This window comes from Janthinobacterium glycogeni (assembly GCF_051380725.1).
GTDB lineage: Bacteria > Pseudomonadota > Gammaproteobacteria > Burkholderiales > Burkholderiaceae_D > Janthinobacterium.
Genome location: NZ_JBNYXP010000007.1, coordinates 119,420 through 135,391 on the forward strand (window position 1 = coordinate 119,420; position 15,972 = coordinate 135,391).

Genomic DNA, 15,972 nt, shown 5'->3' on the forward strand with positions numbered 1-15,972 from the left:
CATGCCCCTACTGTAGTCCGATGGCTGGCGCTGACCGTGCGCCTGCCCACATAGCCGGGCGGTGAGGGAGGGCCGGCTGATGCAGATCAATACACGTCGCGGCGGTAGCGTCCGGCCGCCAGCAGGGCGTCGAGACCGTCCTGTCCCAACACTTCTTGCAGTACAGCATCGATTCCTGCCGCCATGCCTTGCAGGCTGCCGCACACGTAGACGATGGCGCCCTGCGCCAGCCACGCGCGCAGTTCGCCGGCGTTGGCGCGCAGGCGGTCCTGCACATATTCCCGCGCTTCACCATCGCGCGAAAAGACGCGGTCCAGGCGCGCCAGGTGGCCAGCGTCGAGCCAGCCTTGCAACTGTTCGCCGCAGATGCTGTCAAAAGCTTGCTGGCGCTCGCCGAACAGCAGCCAGTTGCGGGCCAGCCCCGCCCGGTGGCGCGCGCGCAGGTGCGCCCGCAGACCGGCCAGGCCGGAACCATTGCCGATATAAATGCAGGGCACGTCGACCAGGGCGGGCGCGAAGGCGGGATTGGCTTGCAGGCGCAAACGGATGCTGGCGCCCAATGGCGCGAAGCGCGTGAGCCAGCCGGAACAGATGCCGTAGCCCTCGTTTTCCTCGCCCGCATGGCGTTCCTGGCGCACCAGCAACTGCAGTTCGCCATCGGACGGCAGCGAAGCGAGCGAATAGCTGCGCGGCGCATGCTGGGCGCTCTGCGCGTCGCCTTCGCTGCCGTCCGCGTTGCACCCGATGATTTCCGCCAGCGCGCCCGCTTCCCAGCTGGCATCGGCCGGGCCCGTCAAGGTGATTTCATGCAGTTCGCCACCGAGGCTGCCCGGGTTGAGCAGCACGCGGCGCGCCAGACGCCATTCGGCGTACGACGCTTCTTCCTGCACGCCGATGGCGTCGATGGCGCTGCCGCTGCAGCGGGCCAATGCCGTGGACCAGCCGGCCAGGGCGGCGGGGTCGTGCTTGTCCACTTCGATCAGCGGGAACATAGGCGTGGCGCCCAGCGCCTGCAATTGTTGCGCCAGCGCATGGCCGAAGCCGCAGAAGGCGCTGTAATGGCGGTCGCCCAGGGCCAGCATGCCGAATTCCAGGCCCGCCAGCGGCATGCCCGCCGTTTGCCGCAGCAGGCGCGCGAAGCGGCGCGTGCCGTCCGGCGCCTCGCCTTCGCCAAAGGTGCTGGCGACGATCAGGGCTCGTTCGTACTGGCGCAATTGCGCGGGATCGAAACGGTCCAGCGATTGCACATTGACGGCCACGCCCGCCTGCTGCAGGGCGCGCGCGCTTTCCAGGGCCAGGCGCTCGGCCTGGCCTGACTGGCTGGCGTAGGCCACCAGGGTAGGCAATCCTGTGTCCGTTTTGCCCGGAGTGCCAGCCAGCAGAGCGCGCTGCGCGTGGACAGCCCGTTTTGCCTTGCGACGGCCCAGGTACAGCATCCAGCCCGTGATGGCGAACAGGGGCAGGCCCAGGCTGGCCAGGGTGACGATGATGCGGCCCGGCAAGCCGAAGTACGTGCCCATGTGCAGCGGATAAATGATGTTGACAAGGCGCGGCCCCAGCGCCTGCTGGCTGTACGGTTCGTTTTCCGTGAGCGTGCCGTCGGCCGGTGCAATGCTCATGCGGCTGCGCGCCCGTTCGTGCGGCGCATCGCTGGCCAGCCACGTGAATTGCACGGCTTCGCCGGGGCGCATGGGCAGACGCACCGTGGCCAGGGTCCAGCCGGGGGCGTGCTGCTGGAAGCTGGTCCATGCCAGGCCGACGTCGACGGGCAGTGCATCCTTTCTCTCCTTGGACTGCCCTTTTTTTGCGGGCGCCTGCGCCGTGCGCGGGGGCTTGCCGGCCCAGGCGTCGATATTGTCGCGCACCACGTCATAGCTCCAGTAAATGCCCGTCAGGGTCAGCGCCACGTAGACCACCAGGCACCAGGTGCCGGCCACGGCGTGCAGATTCCACAGGAAAGAGCGGCCTTTCAGGGCCGGGTCGAAGGTCAGCCAGGTGCGCCAGTCCAGCGGACGGCGGGGCCAGCGCAGGTACAGGCCCGACAATGCCAGGCCCAGCAGGCACAGGGCCAGCGCGCCCGCCACTTGCCGGCCCGGATCGCGGGGCAGCAGCAGCCAGCGGTGCAGCGATTCCGTCCACTCGAAAAATGCCGCGCCCATCAGCGCCGGCTGGGTCGCGCCCGTGTAAGGATGCATATAAATAGATGCGCCGCGCCGCTGGCCGTCTTTCGGCGCGAAGAACAGGCGTGGCGCCGCGCCCGCTTCCGCATACAGGGTGATCGAGGCCACGCGCTGGCCGTGTTCCTTAGCGGCAATGCTGCTCAGCTGGGCCGGCGTCAGCGGCGCGCGCGTTTCCGCGGGCACATGGCGCACGCCGGGGTTCATGACATCGAGCAATTCATCCTTGAAGGCCAGGGTGGCGCCGCTCAGGCCGATGATCACCAGCACCGTGCCGGCCGTGATGCCGATGAACCAGTGCAATTGAAACCATACCTGCTTCCAGTGCCAGTGCCAGCGCCGTTGTTGCGGGACGGCAAGCTGACGAGTCTGCGGCGCATCGTCGGCGCCGGCGCGTGGCAGGAGGTGTGGAAGGGAGGAGGTCGTCATGAAGCGGCTTTCGATAGCGCCGCCATGCGGGGCATCAGGCATGGCGGGGTAGAAGGAGGACTGACATATTAACGCAAACGAGAATCATTCGCAAATGATGGTTCCCTGTTTTCGCGTGGCGATGGCCATCCTCGTTTGCCTGATCGGGCGCTGGAGGCGCTACAATAGGGATACTGTTCACTAGTTCCCATTGCTGCCATGACCACTTCCACACCGAATCTCGTCGTCACCCCATCCGCCCATCCCCTGTCCGACGCCGAGCGCGCCGCGCGCATGGTCAATCCCGCCTTCGGCCGGATCTTCACGGACCACATGGTGGTGATTCCTTACCGCGACGGCAAGTGGCAGCAGGGCGAACTGAAGGCTTACGGCCCTTTGATGCTGGACCCGTCCGCCTCGTCGCTGCACTACGGCCAGGCCATCTTCGAAGGCTACAAGGCGTTCGCCCAGCCTGACGGCAGCATCAAGACGTTCCGTCCGGAACAAAATGCCGAGCGCTTCAACCGCAGCGCCGCGCGCCTGGCCATGCCGGCCATCCCTGTGGAGCTGTTCCTGGAAGCGGGCGACGCGCTGATTGCGCAAGACCGTAACTGGGTGCCGAAAAACACGGGCGAGAGCCTGTACATGCGTCCGCTGATGATCGCCACCGACCCTTACCTGGGCGTGCGTCCATCGGAAGAATACCTGTTCGTGCTGTTCGCCTCGCCGGCCGGCGCCTACTTCCCGAAAGGCGTGAAACCCGTCACCGTGTGGATCAGCGAAGACTTCGTGCGCGCCGCGCCGGGCGGCACGGGCGAAGCCAAATGCGCGGGCAACTACGCGGCCAGCCTGATGGCCCAGTCGCAAGCACAGGAAAAGGGCTGCGACCAGGTCGTGTGGCTGGACGCCGTGCACCGCGAATTCATCGAGGAAATGGGCGGCATGAACCTCTTCTTCGTCTACAAGGATGGCGAGAAGATCACCGTCGTGACGCCGGAACTGACGGGCACCTTGCTGCCAGGCATCACCCGCCGCAGCCTGCTGGAAATGGCGAAAGACCTCGGCTATGCGACGGAAGAGCGTAAATTGTCCGTCCGGCAATGGCGCGACGACATCGCCTCGGGCCGCATGACCGAAGTGTTCGCCTGCGGCACGGCCGCCGTCATCACGCCCGTGGGCGTAGCCAAGGCCGATGGCTTTGAAATGACCATCAACAACAATGAAAACGGCGCCGTCACCCTGGCCCTGCGCGAAGCGCTGCTGGGCTTGCAGCATGGCACGGCACCGGATATGCATGGCTGGATGCATAAAGTTTGCTGATGCACTTGATTGATTGATACCGCGCCGGCACTCAGTTGCCGGCGTTTTATATTCTGAAAGGGAAACCCGATGCAATTGAGAACTGTCTTGCCCGCGCTGGCCGCCGTATTCCTCAGCCTGTCCGCTGGCGCCGTCCACGCGGCCGATGCCAGCTGCGCCATTCCGCGCAACGTCAGTTATTACGACTATGACGTCAAGCCGTCGGACGAGAAAAATACCTGCTACAAGCAAAGCACGAACGTGCCTACCGACTACTTCATGCTGGCGCTGTCGTGGTCGCCCGGTTTTTGCGACAGCCAGCGCCGCCGTGGGGAAGTCTCGAAGAAGGCCGCCTTCCAGTGTGCAGAGAGCAACCACTTCGGCTGGATCGTCCATGGCTTGTGGGCGCAGTCGAACAATCCGGCCACCTGCGACGACATTTCCGTGACGCCGCCGCGCAAGACGGACATGCATCCGCGTTACTGCAAGGGCAATCTGCCGAAGCTGGCGCCGTCCGAGATCCTGCCCTATATGTGCATGCAGCCGGGCGAAGCCTTGCTGCAGGGCGAATGGGAAAAGCATGGCGCCTGCGATTTCGATACGGCCAAGCAGTATTTCGAGAAGGAACGCGAACTGTTCCAGGCCTTGAAGTTGCCGGATTCCAGCATGCCCAAGAATGAGTTGTTCCAGTGGATGAAGCAGCACAACCCGCAGCTGAAAGGCCGCTGGCTCGGTTATGAAAAGCACTCGGGCGAGTTGCGCATCTGTTATTCGAAAGATTTTAAAGTGATCGACTGCCGGAAGTGATGGGCGTTGCCTGCCCGGCAGAGTCCGCCCATTCATGCTAGTGTCGTGGCTGCGGCACCGTATGCCGCCCCGGACGGGCTAGACGAACAGGCAACATGATGAAGCAGAAAAACAAGGCGCAGCCTTTCCTCGTGGGCGAGGACGGCTTGCCGCCCGGCGCCCGTTTATGGGCCATGCTGGCGCTGGCCATCGGCGTGGGCATGGCCTCGCTCGATACGGCGATCGCCAACACGGCCTTGCCGGCCATCGCCAGCGAGCTGCGTACGACGCCGGCCGCTTCCGTCTGGATCGTCAACGTGTATCAGCTGGCCATGGTGGCGACCCTGCTGCCGTTTTCGGCCCTCGGCGAAATCGCCGGCTACCGCCGCGTGTTTATCTCCGGCATGTTCTTGTTTACCCTGGCGTCGCTCGCCTGCGCGCTGGCCTGGTCCTTGCCGTCGCTGGTGGTGGCAAGGCTTTTCCAAGGTGTTGGCGCCAGCGCCATGATGAGCGTCAATACGGCACTGCTGCGCGCCCTGTATCCCAAACACTTGCTGGGACGGGCCTTCGGCAACAATGCGCTGGTGGTGGCCGTCGCGTTCGCCATCGGCCCCACGGCCGCTTCCTTGATCCTGGCGACGGCGTCGTGGCCGTGGCTGTTCGCCATCAACGTCCCGCTGGGCGTGGCCGGCTTTTTCCTGGCCAGCCGCATGCTGCCGGCGACCAAACTGTCCGGCCACACGCTCGATGCGCGCACGGCGCTGTACAACGTGGGCGCCTTCGGCTTGCTGATTTTATTGTTCGGCGACGCCGCCCACCACGCGGCCATCTCGACCCTGCTGCCGGAACTGGTGGCCGTGGTGATTTTCTTTGTCTTGCTGCTGCGCCGCCAGGCGGGGCATGCGGCGCCCATGCTGCCGATCGACCTGTTCCGCCGCCCATTGTTCCTGCTGTCGTCGCTGACGGCCATCTGCACGTTTGCCGCGCAGGGGCTGGCCTTCGTCTCGCTGCCATTCTATTTTGAAGTGACCCTGGGGCGTTCGCCCGTCGAGACGGGCTTTTTGATGACGCCGTGGGCCATGCTGGTGGCTGTGATGGCGCCCGTGGCGGGGCGCCTCAGCGACCGTTATTCGCCTGGCGTGCTGGGCGGCATCGGCCTGGCGGCGCTGGCCGGCGGCTTGCTGACCCTGGTGTGGATACCGGCGCACCCCAGCGCGTTTGACATCGGCTGGCGCATGGCCTTGTGCGGCATCGGTTTCGGCTTTTTCCAGGCGCCCAATCTGAAAGCCATCATGGGCAGCGCGCCGCCCGAACGGGCCGGCGGCGCCAGCGGCGTGGTGGCCACGTCGCGCCTGATCGGGCAAGCGACGGGCGCGGCGCTGGTCGCGTATTGCTTCACGGTGTCCGCCAGCCGGGGCACGACGTATGCGCTGTGCCTGGCGGCAGGTTTCGCCGCCGTGGCCAGCATCGCCAGCTTCTCGCGCCTGGTGGTGGCGCAGCCGGCGTGGCTGGGCAAGGGCGGTTAAGCCTAGACGTCGATGGCCTTGTCCGACTGCATGCGCTTGCGCAATTCGAACTTCTGGATCTTGCCTGTGGACGTGCGGGGCAGGGGACCGAAATAAATGGCTTTCGGCACCTTGAAGCCCGCCAGGTTGTTCTTGCAGAAGGCAATCAATTCCGCTTCCGTCACCGTCGCCCCTTCGCGCAGTTCGACGAAGGCGCACGGCGTCTCGCCCCATTTCTCGTCGGGCTGGGCGATAACGGCGGCCGCCAGCACTTGCGGGTGGTGGTACAGGGCGTCTTCGACTTCCACGCTGGAAATGTTCTCGCCGCCGGAAATGATGATGTCCTTGCTGCGGTCCTTCAGCTTGATGTAGCCGTCCGGATACATGACGCCGAGGTCGCCCGTGTGGAACCAGCCGCCCGCGAACGCTTCCTGCGTCGCCTTTTCATTCTTCAGATAGCCCTTCATGCAGATGTTGCCACGGAACATGATCTCGCCGATCTGTTCGCCATCGGCCGCCACCGGCTGCATGGTTTCCGGGTCGATCACGGCGACGGCGCTTTGCAGGTGGTAGCGCACGCCCTGGCGCGATTTGAGTACTGCGCGCTCTTCCTGGCTCAAGGCCGCCCACTCGTCCTGCTCGGCGCAGATGGCGGCCGGGCCGTACACTTCCGTCAAGCCATACGAGTGGATCAGGTCGAAACCCATAGCTTCGATCTTCGCCACCATGGCGGCCGGCGGCGGCGCACCGGCCACCATGCCGCGCACGGTCCAGGCTATGCCCTCGCGCCAGTTGGCGGGCGCGTTGGCCAGCGCCGCATGCACGATGGGCGCCGCGCAATAGTGGGTGATGCGCAATTCGCGCATCAGGTCGAACACGAGCTTCGGCTCGAACTTGCGCAGGCACACGTTGACGCCCGCGCGCGCGGCGATGGTCCACGGGAAGCACCAGCCGTTGCAGTGGAACATCGGCAAGGTCCACAGGTAGACGGCATGCTTGGGCATGTCCCATTCCAGGATGTTCGACAGGGCGTTCAGGGCCGCGCCCCGGTGGTGGTAGACGACGCCTTTCGGGTCGCCCGTGGTGCCGGACGTGTAGTTGAGGGCAATGGCGTCCCACTCGTCCGCCGGTGGCTGCCAGTCGTAATCGGGGTCGCCGCTGGCCAGCAAGCTTTCGTAGTCGAGGTCGGAAAAGGCGTCCACTTGCGGTCCCAGCACGTCGTTGACCTGGATCACGCGCAAGCCGGGAATCTGCGCCGCCATCTGGCGCGCCAGCTCGGCGAATTCCGTGTCGGCCAGCAAGACTTTTGCGTGGCCGTGACGCAGCATGAAGGTCAGCGAGGCCAGGTCGAGGCGGATGTTCAGCGCATTGAGGACGGCGCCCGCCATGGGAACGCCAAAGCTCGCTTCCACCATGGCGGGGGTGTTCGGCAGCATGACGGCCACCGTGTCGCCCGTGCCCACGCCCAGCTTGATCAGGCCGGAGGCCAGGCGGCGCGTGCGCGCATACGTTTCACGCCACGTCTGCCGCACGGCGCCATGTGCAATTGCCAGGCGATTGCCATATACTGCCGCTGCCCTGGCGATATAGTCGAGCGGGGTGAGGGCGGCGTAGTTGGCGCTGTTTTTGCCGAGGCCGGTGTTGAAATCAGGTGTCATGCTTGTCTCCTGTTAAATAAAATTCTGCGGCTCCCTGTTTCGGGATTGATACCGGTTAGCATAGCACCGGTGCTGGAAAATCACTGTCATCTTAGTGACAACTGCGGTGACAGGTGACGAGTGACAACAGAAGGATGAAATGGATAGCAACGATAGTGTAGGCCCTGCCGTGCCCGAACTCGACAGCCACGACTGGTTCACGGCCCTCGACGCGCGGCATCAGACCTTGTTGCGTGCCGGCAGCGTGCTGCGGCATTACGAGGCGGGCGCCTTCATCACGCGGCGCGGCGAACCGTCGGCGCACTGGATCGGCGTGCACACGGGCTTGATCAAGCTGGCCGTCTACAATGCCGATGGGCGCGGCGCCACGTTTTCCGGCGTGCCGGCCGGCGGCTGGTGCGGCGAGGGCAGCGTGCTCAAGCGCGAATTGCGCCGCTACGACGTGGTGGCCGTGCGCGCATCGAGCATCCTCCTCGTGCCCGTGGACCTGTTTCATCTGCTGCTGGCCGAGAGCCTCTCCTTTAACGCCTTCGTCATCCGCCAGCTGAACGAACGCATGGGGCAATTCATCGCCACCATCCAGAACCAGCGCCTGCTGGCCGTCGACGCGCAGGTGGCGCAAGCGATCGCGCAGCTGTTCCACCCCATGCTATACCCGCGCACGTCCAGCGTGCTTGAGCTGTCGCAGGAAGAAATCGGCTTGCTGACCGGCATTTCGCGCCAGCGCGTGAACCAGGCGCTGGGCCATCTGGCCGAACTAAAGCTCATCAGCATCGCCTACCAGGCCATCCGCGTCGTCGACCTCGATGGCTTGCGCCGTTATGGCGTGGCGTCGCTGTGATGACAGACTGCTTGCGCGATGTATGGCATGCTGGCGGCTGGCTTATGACATTGAATTGACGCATGGCACTCGTTTCCGATCATCCTCTGCACTTGCTGGGCTTGCGCTTTCCGCTCCGGCTGCGCGTCACCGTGCGCCAGGGTTTTGTCACCTTGCACAATGAAATCACCACCAAGAAGCTGGCCAGCGGCGACAGTTTTGTCGTGCCCGCCTTCTTGCGGTTTGCCTGCGATGTGATGCCGGGGCGGGGCAAGCCCGCCGTGTTTACGCTGGCGCTGGAAGACGATGAGCCGGAGGGCGGCCATGGCGGCGGCAAGCGCTGGAGCCAGGCGCTGGCGCAGCACATCTTTGATACGCCGCAAGGCAAATGGACGGCGGCGCGCCTGGCGGCCCTGTGGCAAGTGACGCCGCACAAGGCGCGTGCCCGCCTGTTTGCCGAGGGCGAGGCATTGCTCAGTCTGGTGCGCGAACAGCGCCTGGCGCACGCGCTGCACACGGCGGCGCAGGCGGACGCCGATGGGGAGGACGGCGAGCGCGACCTGGCGCAGGTGGCGGCCGGCTCCGGCTTTGCCTCGATCCCCGCGTTTTGCGACGCCTGCGTGGACGTGGCCGGCGTGCGCCCCAGCCTGTTCCTGCGGGGACAGGCGCCCGGATAGCCAGACTCCGTTATAATCGTGGCCATGGGATCTTTATTGAAGCGCAAACAGTGGCATATGTGGTTCGCCTGCCTGGCGATACTGCTCAATGCGCTGTCGCCATCCTTGTCGTATGCGTTTGCCTCGCTGCACGCGAACGCGAACAATGCCGCCGTCGACATTTGCTCGGCCAGCGGCGCCGTCTATACGCAGGCGGACCTGGCGCCCGCCGCCAAATCCACCACCGATTCCGTGCTGCACCACATCGAGCATTGCCCGTTCTGCATGAGCCATGCCGGCAGCGTGGGCCTGCCGCCGCCTGCCGTGTCTCCGCTGGCCGTCATCACGGGCCACGACCTGTATCCGCCATTGTTTTACCAGGCGCCCAAAGCGCCGTTCGCGTGGCTGGCCGCCAGTCCGCGCGGTCCGCCTTCGGCTGCCTGAACGCAGCACGCACGCCTTCCACGTCTTAACCGTCTCCACTACGCCCATCGGGCCAGAATGCCATGAAACGTCGTCTTTTCCTTCTCGCCGGCACGGCGGGATTGCTTACGCTTGCCGCTTGCGAACAAGCGCCGAAACCCCATTACAACGGCCTCGACTTGACGGGAGGCGATTACAAGCCCGACTTCAAATTGAGCGGCCCCGACGGCAAGGTGTACACCCTGGCCGACTTCAAGGGCAAGTATGTGATGGTCTTCTTTGGCTTCACGCAATGCCCGGACGTGTGTCCGACAGCCCTGTCGCGCGCGCTGGAAATCCGCCAGAAGCTGGGGCCGGACGCCGATAAACTGCAAGTGATCTTCATCAGCATCGACCCCGAGCGCGACACGCCCGAGCTGCTGGGCGAATACATGCGCGCTTTCGACCCCAGCTTCCTGGGCTTGCGCACGGACCCGAAGGACACGGCGCAGACGGCCTTCAATTACAAGGTCTTCTACCGCCGCGTGCCGAGCGGCAGTTCCTATACGATGGACCACACGGCCATCAGCTATGTGCTCGACACCGAGGGACGCATGCGCCTGGGCTTGAAACACCAGTTGACGGGCGACGAGTGCGTGCAGGACATCAAAACCCTGATGCAATCGAAATACACCTTATAACCCTACCGAGGAATGATCATGACCCATCTGAAAACCCTGCTGGCCACGGCCCTGACCGTGCTGTCCTTCTCCGCCGCTGCCCAGACTTCCGTGCAGATCACCGACCCGTGGGTGCGCGCCACCGTGCCGCAGCAAAAAGCCACGGGCGCCTTCATGCAGATCACGGCGCCGAAAGCCATGCGTTTGCTGGAAGTGCGCTCGCCCGTGGCGGGCGTGGCGGAAATCCATGAAATGAGCATGACGGACAATATGATGCGCATGCGCCAGGTCAAGGAAATCGCCTTGCCAGCCGGCAAAGCTGTCGAACTGAAGCCGGGCGGCTACCACGTCATGCTGCTGGACCTGAAAGGGCAGGTGAAGGCGGGCGACAAGATCCCGCTGACGCTGGTGCTGGAAGGCGAGGACAAGCACCGCGAAACCATCGAAGTGACCGCCGTGGCCCGTCCGTTGGGCGCCAGCTCGGCCCCGATGCCGGCGATGAAACACTAATCCTGCCGCTGCACCCTTGAAAAGCCCGGTACGCCGGGCTTTTTTGCGTCCGTTTGAAAGTTAAACGGCTGTTTGATACAATACCGGATAATATTAAACGACTGTTTAAATGATGGGATTGGCATGAAGCAAGAAAAGGAAAGCGAGAAAGAAAGCGAACCGGCGCGCGCGCGCATCCTGCAGGCGGCGGTGGAGCTGTTTGCCGACGACGGTTACAAGCTCGCGTCCGTGCGCAGGATCTGCGAAGCGGCCCACGTCAACGTGGCGATGGTCAATTACTATTTTCATGGCAAGGAAGAGCTGTACCTGGCCGCCTTCGACCATGCGCGCGAACTGGCGCGTGCCGCTGCCGCGCCGGAGGCCGGCCCTGCGGCGCCCGTCGCGCCCGTGGAACAGTTGCGCCTGGCGATACAGGCGATGGTATTCGACATGCTGCGCCCGGGACCGGCTTCGCTGTTCAGCCGCCTGGTGGCGCGCGAACTGATCGAGCCGACGGCCGCCATCCACATGCTGGCCGAGCGCGATGTGCGCGCGCACCATGCGCTGTTTACGGGCTTGATCCGTGGCGTGGTGGGGCAGGCCATGCCGGCGGACGTGGTGCAGAAATGCGTGTTCAGCGTGATCGGCCAGGCCGTGTTCTACGCCCGGTCGCGCATCGTGCATGAACTGGTGGCGCCGGAAATCACCTATGACGAGGCGGGCACCGCCAGCATTGCGCAGCATGTCGCCGCTTTCTCGCTGGCGGCCCTCGATGGCTTGCGCCGTCAGCATGCCGCGCAGGCGGTCGCATGAAGGCGCGCAAGCTGACCCTGGTGCTGGCCGGGCTGGCCATGCTGGGCCCGTTCGCCACCGATACCTTCCTGCCGTCGTTTCCCGCGATCGGCGCGCATTTCGACGTCAGCAGCGTGCTGGTGCAGCAGACCCTGAGCGTCTACCTGGCCGCCTATGCCTTCATGACCTTGTTCTACGGCACCTTGTCCGACTCGTTTGGCCGCCGCCCCGTGATTCTGGCATCCTTGCTGATCTTCGCCGTCGGCTCCATCGGCGCCGCGTTCGCGCCCAGCTTTGGCTGGCTGCTGTTCTTCCGCGGCATGCAGGGCGCCTCGGCCGGCGCGGGCAGGGTGATCGGCCAAGCCATCGTGCGCGACAGTTTAGCTGGCGCGGCCGCGCAAAAGATGCTGGCCAATATCATGATGGTGTTCGGCATCGCGCCGGCCATCGCCCCCATCATCGGCGGCTGGCTGCACGTGGCCTACGGCTGGCAATCGACGTTCGTCTTCACCTTTTCCGTCACCGTGCTGCTGGCGCTCGCCTGCCTGAAAGGCTTGCCGGAAAGTCTGGCCGTCGAGCATCGCCAACCCTTCCACCCGGCCAACATCGCGCGCAATTACTGGCTGGCCTTGCGCCACCGGGCGTTCCTGCTGCGCTCGCTGGCCGTGGCTTTCGCCTTTGGCGGCTTCGCCCTGTATATCGCCTCGGCCCCGCATTTCATCCTGGAATTGCTGCATCTGCCGGAAACGGCGTTCGGCTGGATGTTCATCCCCATGGTGGCGGGGCTGGTGCTGGGCTCGGCGCTGTCGGGCAAGCTGGCCCACGTGGTGAGCAGCACCGTGCTGGTGCGCTGGGGCTTGCTGGCCATGGCGGCCACGGGGGCGATCAATATCGCTTACAACCACTGGTTTGTCGCCAGCATCCCGTTCGCCGTCGTGCCCGTGATGCTGTACGCGTTCGGCATGTCGCTTGCCTTGCCGGGCATGACCATGTCGACGCTCGACATTTTCCCGCAGATGCGGGGCCTGGCCGCCTCCCTGCAGAATTTCGTGCAGATGCTGGTGTTTGCGCTGGTGTCCGGTTTTGTCGCACCGTTGCTGTTCGACAGTGCGTTCAAGCTGGCGCTGGGACAGGCCTCGGCCGTGGCGCTGGCCGCCGTCTTCTGGTGGCTGGGCAGCCGCCAAGGGGCGGAGCAGGGCGTTACGGGACTTATCAAGACGACATGAGTGGCCCTGGAAAAAAGTGGCATGCTTTCTGCTTTGTTACACTGTGACAATCAGGCCCCCGCTGCCGGCACAGCAGCACGCGCGCGGGTCTAAGCAGTTTTGCAACTTTACCTTTGGCTATCATGCACTTGATTAACTCCAGTTTGAACCACGCCCTGCGCGTGCCGCTGGCCGCGGAAATCCACTCGCGGCCGTTTTTGCAGCTCGACGCCCCCGAGCTGATCACCCATCTGGCTGTATATAAAGATGACAGCGCGGCGCCCGGTGCGTCGAATATGGCGGCCCAGCACGCCACTCTGGCGGCCCTGTGCACGCATTTCGGCGTCACGCCGCCCGCCGCCGAGGCCAAGTATTTTTATTACGATTTTGGCCGTTTCCGCCTGAAATGGGAATGCCACACGGAATTTGCCACGTTTACCTTCGCCGAGCATCCTGGTACCGCCTTGCCTTTGGCGCAGGCGTTCGAGCGCATGCCGCTGGCGCAGTTGCCGCAGCAGTGGCTGGTCGGCTTGAAGGGCAAGCTGATGGTGGCAGCCCACGTGGTGCTCGAGCAGGCGACCGAGCCGGCCGAGATCTTCATGCAGGGCTTGTCGCGCGTATTCGAAGGCAATACCCTGGCAGGCAGCAAGGTGCTGCAGGGCGGCGAATTGTGGACGGATTTCACGATTCAGTCGGATGGTTTCAGCCGTTTCGTCATCCGCGACGCGGGCATGCGTTCGCAGCAGTCGGGCCGCCTGGTGCAGCGCGTGCTGGAAATCGAAACCTACCGCATGATGGCCTTGTTGGGCTTGCCCTACGCCATGCAGGCGGCGCCTTCGTTGAACGCCATCGAAAACGAACTGGCGACCCTGGCCGCCGCCATGGTCGATACGGACGATGCGCCGGGTGCCAGCAAGGCGGACGAGGGCGTAGCCGAGCAAGCCTTGCTCGACCGCATCACGCGCCTGGCGGCCCGCATTGAAAAGCTGTCGCTCGACAATAGTTACCGTTTTTCCGCCTCGAAAGCCTACATGGGCCTCGTCAAGGCGCGCATCGACGAGTTGCGCGAAGTGCGCATCGAAGGCATCCCCACGGTCGAGGAATTCATGGACCGCCGTTTGACGCCGGCCATGAATACGTGCGCAGCGATGGCCAGCCGCCAGGAAGCGATGGCGCAGCGCATCGCCAACACGAATGACTTGCTGCGCACGCGCGTGGGCATCGTGCAGGAATTGCAGAACCGGCAAATCCTGCAATCGATGAACGCCCGCGCCGCGCAGCAGCTGCGCCTGCAGCAAGCGGTGGAAGGCCTGTCCGTGGCGGCGATCTCGTATTACGTGATCGGCCTGTTCAGCTACACGGGCAAGGCGGCCAAGGTGATGGGGCTGCCCGTGAACCCGGAAATCCTCGTCGGCGCCCTGGTGCCGTTCGTGGCCGCCGCCGTGTGGCTGGGCTTGCGCCGCATGCACCACAAGCTGCACGCGGACTGAGCGGGGTAAACACCCTGGCGGCTTCGGCGGCGCGTACGCCGCGCGCCGCCAATCTTTGCTATCGTGCGGGCCTCACCGTTCGATACAAGGAAATGACGTGCTTGCCAAGGTTGGAGATATTTACAGCGTGTTTTCGTCCAGGCTGCAGCAGTATGTGGCTTGCCAGGTCACCGCCATCGAGGACGACGCTTCGTCCGGCAGGGCGCCGCTGGCCGCCGTCCTGGAGCTGGACTGGACGGGCGACGCCTTGCCCGATGCGGCGGCCGTGCAATCGATGCGCCCGCTGGTGTGCGATTACTATTTCTGGAACCGCCGCCACGACCACAGTTTCGTCAATGCCAAGGTGCCGCGGGCTTACACCTTGGTGGCCAATATCGCGCCCCTGGTGGATACGCAAGTGAAGAGCTACAGCGGCGGCTGGCACATGGGCGACAGTCTGTATCGGCAGCGCCGCTGGGAGCAGGTCGACCCGGCCAGGCGCCAGCGTTTCAAGGCCGCATCGAGCGAGGAAGTGCGCATAGGCGGTCAGGCCTTGCGCCAGAATACGAGCCGCATCGGCGATGGGGTCCTGCAGGCGCTTGGCGATCTGTCCGAACTGGACCAGCTGCCTTGCCTGACGGCGATCGAGACGCGCCACGGCAGCGCGGCGCTGGCCGCCTATATCAACGGCAATCCGATCATCAGCGAAGTGCAGTGGCAGTCATCTACGGTGAGCGAACTCGACTTGAGCAACAGCAATGTCGGCCGCCTCATCGTGCATGCCGAAGGCTTGCAATCGCTGCGCCTGAACGAGGGCTTGAGCACCCTGATACTGAATGGCGCGCCGTCGCCATCGCTGCATATCGACGACCCGCATGCAGGGCGCTTCCTGCGCCTGCAGTGTGGCGGCGCCCTGGCGCCATTCCACGGCCTCGATGAATTGATGCACCTGTCGCTGCGCGCGATGCCGGCCGTGGATTTCGACGTGGTGGCGCAGCGTTTCCCCGGGCTGACCGAGCTCACCGTCTGGGGCAAGCCGGGGCTGGCGTCGAACGTGGCCAGCATCGCCACATTGACCCGCTTGCAAGAGTTCACCGCGTATGAACTGTTTGGCTACGGCCCTGACGACTTTCCCACTCCGGCGCAGTTGCCATCCTTGTCCAGCCTGTGCCTGGCCAGCCTGCCGGCCGATGCGGCCATGGCCATCAAGGCCAGCTATAAAAAGGCGGCGGCGCTGGGCTTGAACCTGTCGGTGACGCGGCCGCGCAAGCCCGAGTGGCTGGCGGAAAATCTGGACAACCCGTTCCGCGACTGGGATGGCCGCGAGCATATCTCGGCGGCATATGCCAGGAAGGCCGCGCAGGCGTATAAAAAACTGCTGGCCACGGCGCGCACCCTCGACGGGGTGAGCGATTCCGGGACTGTGCAAGCGATGGCGCAAGAGATGGTCACGACCTATGTCGCCGTGTTCAACCAGATCGAGCGGCGTTCCAGCATCATCGAAACGGTGGAGCGCGATGAAATCTACGTGGCGCTGGAGCAGGTGCTGACGCAGGCGCAACTGCCCGATGTGGCGGCGCTGTATGCCGTGTTCGACCGCCTGCGCGATTTCTAGCCGTCTTCCCA

General features: G+C 64.5%; 14 protein-coding genes. 12 read left to right on the forward strand and 2 right to left on the reverse strand.

The window, feature by feature from the left end:
• Positions 1–86: 86 nt before the first annotated feature.
• Positions 87–2,606: a PepSY domain-containing protein gene (locus ACQ4W4_RS17740; RefSeq protein WP_436543106.1), complete on the reverse strand. Its 2,520-nt coding sequence runs from the start codon at positions 2,604–2,606 to the stop codon at positions 87–89.
• A gap of 198 nt (positions 2,607–2,804) precedes the next feature.
• On the opposite strand from ACQ4W4_RS17740, the gene ACQ4W4_RS17745 reads away from it, so the two are divergent.
• The 3 genes from ACQ4W4_RS17745 (at position 2,805) to ACQ4W4_RS17755 (ending at position 6,196) form a co-directional block, all read left to right on the forward strand.
• Positions 2,805–3,905, forward strand: a complete 1,101-nt coding sequence (locus ACQ4W4_RS17745) for a branched-chain amino acid aminotransferase (RefSeq protein ID WP_436543107.1) — start codon at positions 2,805–2,807, stop codon at positions 3,903–3,905.
• 69 nt (positions 3,906–3,974) lie between these two features.
• A complete protein-coding gene (locus ACQ4W4_RS17750; protein WP_436543108.1) occupies positions 3,975–4,691 on the forward strand; it encodes a ribonuclease T2 family protein in 717 nt (238 codons plus the stop codon).
• A gap of 95 nt (positions 4,692–4,786) precedes the next feature.
• On the forward strand, positions 4,787–6,196 hold the full coding sequence (locus tag ACQ4W4_RS17755; RefSeq protein WP_436543109.1) for an MFS transporter: 1,410 nt from the start codon (positions 4,787–4,789) through the stop codon (positions 6,194–6,196).
• A 2-nt stretch (positions 6,197–6,198) separates the two neighbouring features.
• On the opposite strand, the gene ACQ4W4_RS17760 is transcribed toward ACQ4W4_RS17755, so the two are convergent.
• Positions 6,199–7,833, reverse strand: a complete 1,635-nt coding sequence (locus ACQ4W4_RS17760; RefSeq protein WP_436543110.1) for an acyl-CoA synthetase — start codon at positions 7,831–7,833, stop codon at positions 6,199–6,201.
• Between the two features lie 139 nt (positions 7,834–7,972).
• Between ACQ4W4_RS17760 and ACQ4W4_RS17765 the strand changes: the two genes are divergently transcribed.
• The 9 genes from ACQ4W4_RS17765 to ACQ4W4_RS17805 all read left to right on the forward strand — a co-directional run bounded on the left by ACQ4W4_RS17765 (position 7,973) and on the right by ACQ4W4_RS17805 (position 15,961).
• Positions 7,973–8,674 carry a Crp/Fnr family transcriptional regulator gene (locus ACQ4W4_RS17765; RefSeq protein ID WP_436543111.1) on the forward strand — a complete coding sequence of 234 codons (702 nt, stop codon included), beginning with the start codon at positions 7,973–7,975 and terminating at the stop codon, positions 8,672–8,674.
• A gap of 62 nt (positions 8,675–8,736) precedes the next feature.
• Positions 8,737–9,330: a helix-turn-helix transcriptional regulator gene (locus ACQ4W4_RS17770; RefSeq protein ID WP_436543112.1), complete on the forward strand. Its 594-nt coding sequence runs from the start codon at positions 8,737–8,739 to the stop codon at positions 9,328–9,330.
• A gap of 24 nt (positions 9,331–9,354) precedes the next feature.
• On the forward strand, positions 9,355–9,753 hold the full coding sequence (locus tag ACQ4W4_RS17775; protein WP_436543113.1) for a DUF2946 domain-containing protein: 399 nt from the start codon (positions 9,355–9,357) through the stop codon (positions 9,751–9,753).
• A gap of 62 nt (positions 9,754–9,815) precedes the next feature.
• Entirely contained in the window at positions 9,816–10,412 is a 597-nt protein-coding gene (locus tag ACQ4W4_RS17780) for an SCO family protein (protein WP_436543114.1), read from the forward strand.
• A gap of 18 nt (positions 10,413–10,430) precedes the next feature.
• Complete coding sequence (locus ACQ4W4_RS17785) at positions 10,431–10,901, forward strand: copper chaperone PCu(A)C (protein ID WP_436543115.1); 471 nt, start codon at positions 10,431–10,433, stop codon at positions 10,899–10,901.
• A gap of 123 nt (positions 10,902–11,024) precedes the next feature.
• The gene (locus ACQ4W4_RS17790; protein ID WP_436543116.1) at positions 11,025–11,693 is read left to right on the forward strand and encodes a CerR family C-terminal domain-containing protein; all 669 of its coding nucleotides are present in this window, start codon (positions 11,025–11,027) and stop codon (positions 11,691–11,693) included.
• Positions 11,690–12,898, forward strand: a complete 1,209-nt coding sequence (locus tag ACQ4W4_RS17795; protein WP_436543117.1) for a multidrug effflux MFS transporter — start codon at positions 11,690–11,692, stop codon at positions 12,896–12,898. The genes ACQ4W4_RS17790 and ACQ4W4_RS17795 overlap by 4 nt, the downstream gene beginning before the upstream one ends.
• 122 nt (positions 12,899–13,020) lie before the next feature.
• Entirely contained in the window at positions 13,021–14,367 is a 1,347-nt protein-coding gene (locus ACQ4W4_RS17800; RefSeq protein WP_436543118.1) for a DUF3422 family protein, read from the forward strand.
• A gap of 97 nt (positions 14,368–14,464) precedes the next feature.
• Positions 14,465–15,961 carry a hypothetical protein gene (locus tag ACQ4W4_RS17805; RefSeq protein ID WP_436543119.1) on the forward strand — a complete coding sequence of 499 codons (1,497 nt, stop codon included), beginning with the start codon at positions 14,465–14,467 and terminating at the stop codon, positions 15,959–15,961.
• The last annotated feature ends 11 nt before the right edge of the window (positions 15,962–15,972 follow it).

Excerpts from the sequence above, each read along its gene's own strand:
- ACQ4W4_RS17790 (WP_436543116.1), top strand. The coding sequence starts at position 11,025 with ATGAAGCAAGAAAAGGAAAGCGAGAAAGAAAGCGAACCGGCGCGCGCG.
- ACQ4W4_RS17785 (WP_436543115.1), top strand. The coding sequence starts at position 10,431 with ATGACCCATCTGAAAACCCTGCTGGCCACGGCCCTGACCGTGCTGTCC.
- ACQ4W4_RS17760 (WP_436543110.1), bottom strand. The coding sequence starts at position 7,833 with ATGACACCTGATTTCAACACCGGCCTCGGCAAAAACAGCGCCAACTAC.
- ACQ4W4_RS17755 (WP_436543109.1), top strand. The coding sequence starts at position 4,787 with ATGATGAAGCAGAAAAACAAGGCGCAGCCTTTCCTCGTGGGCGAGGAC.
- ACQ4W4_RS17740 (WP_436543106.1), bottom strand. The coding sequence starts at position 2,606 with ATGACGACCTCCTCCCTTCCACACCTCCTGCCACGCGCCGGCGCCGAC.
- ACQ4W4_RS17780 (WP_436543114.1), top strand. The coding sequence starts at position 9,816 with ATGAAACGTCGTCTTTTCCTTCTCGCCGGCACGGCGGGATTGCTTACG.
- ACQ4W4_RS17765 (WP_436543111.1), top strand. The coding sequence starts at position 7,973 with ATGGATAGCAACGATAGTGTAGGCCCTGCCGTGCCCGAACTCGACAGC.
- ACQ4W4_RS17795 (WP_436543117.1), top strand. The coding sequence starts at position 11,690 with ATGAAGGCGCGCAAGCTGACCCTGGTGCTGGCCGGGCTGGCCATGCTG.
- ACQ4W4_RS17770 (WP_436543112.1), top strand. The coding sequence starts at position 8,737 with ATGGCACTCGTTTCCGATCATCCTCTGCACTTGCTGGGCTTGCGCTTT.
- ACQ4W4_RS17800 (WP_436543118.1), top strand. The coding sequence starts at position 13,021 with ATGCACTTGATTAACTCCAGTTTGAACCACGCCCTGCGCGTGCCGCTG.
- ACQ4W4_RS17750 (WP_436543108.1), top strand. The coding sequence starts at position 3,975 with ATGCAATTGAGAACTGTCTTGCCCGCGCTGGCCGCCGTATTCCTCAGC.
- ACQ4W4_RS17775 (WP_436543113.1), top strand. The coding sequence starts at position 9,355 with ATGGGATCTTTATTGAAGCGCAAACAGTGGCATATGTGGTTCGCCTGC.
- ACQ4W4_RS17745 (WP_436543107.1), top strand. The coding sequence starts at position 2,805 with ATGACCACTTCCACACCGAATCTCGTCGTCACCCCATCCGCCCATCCC.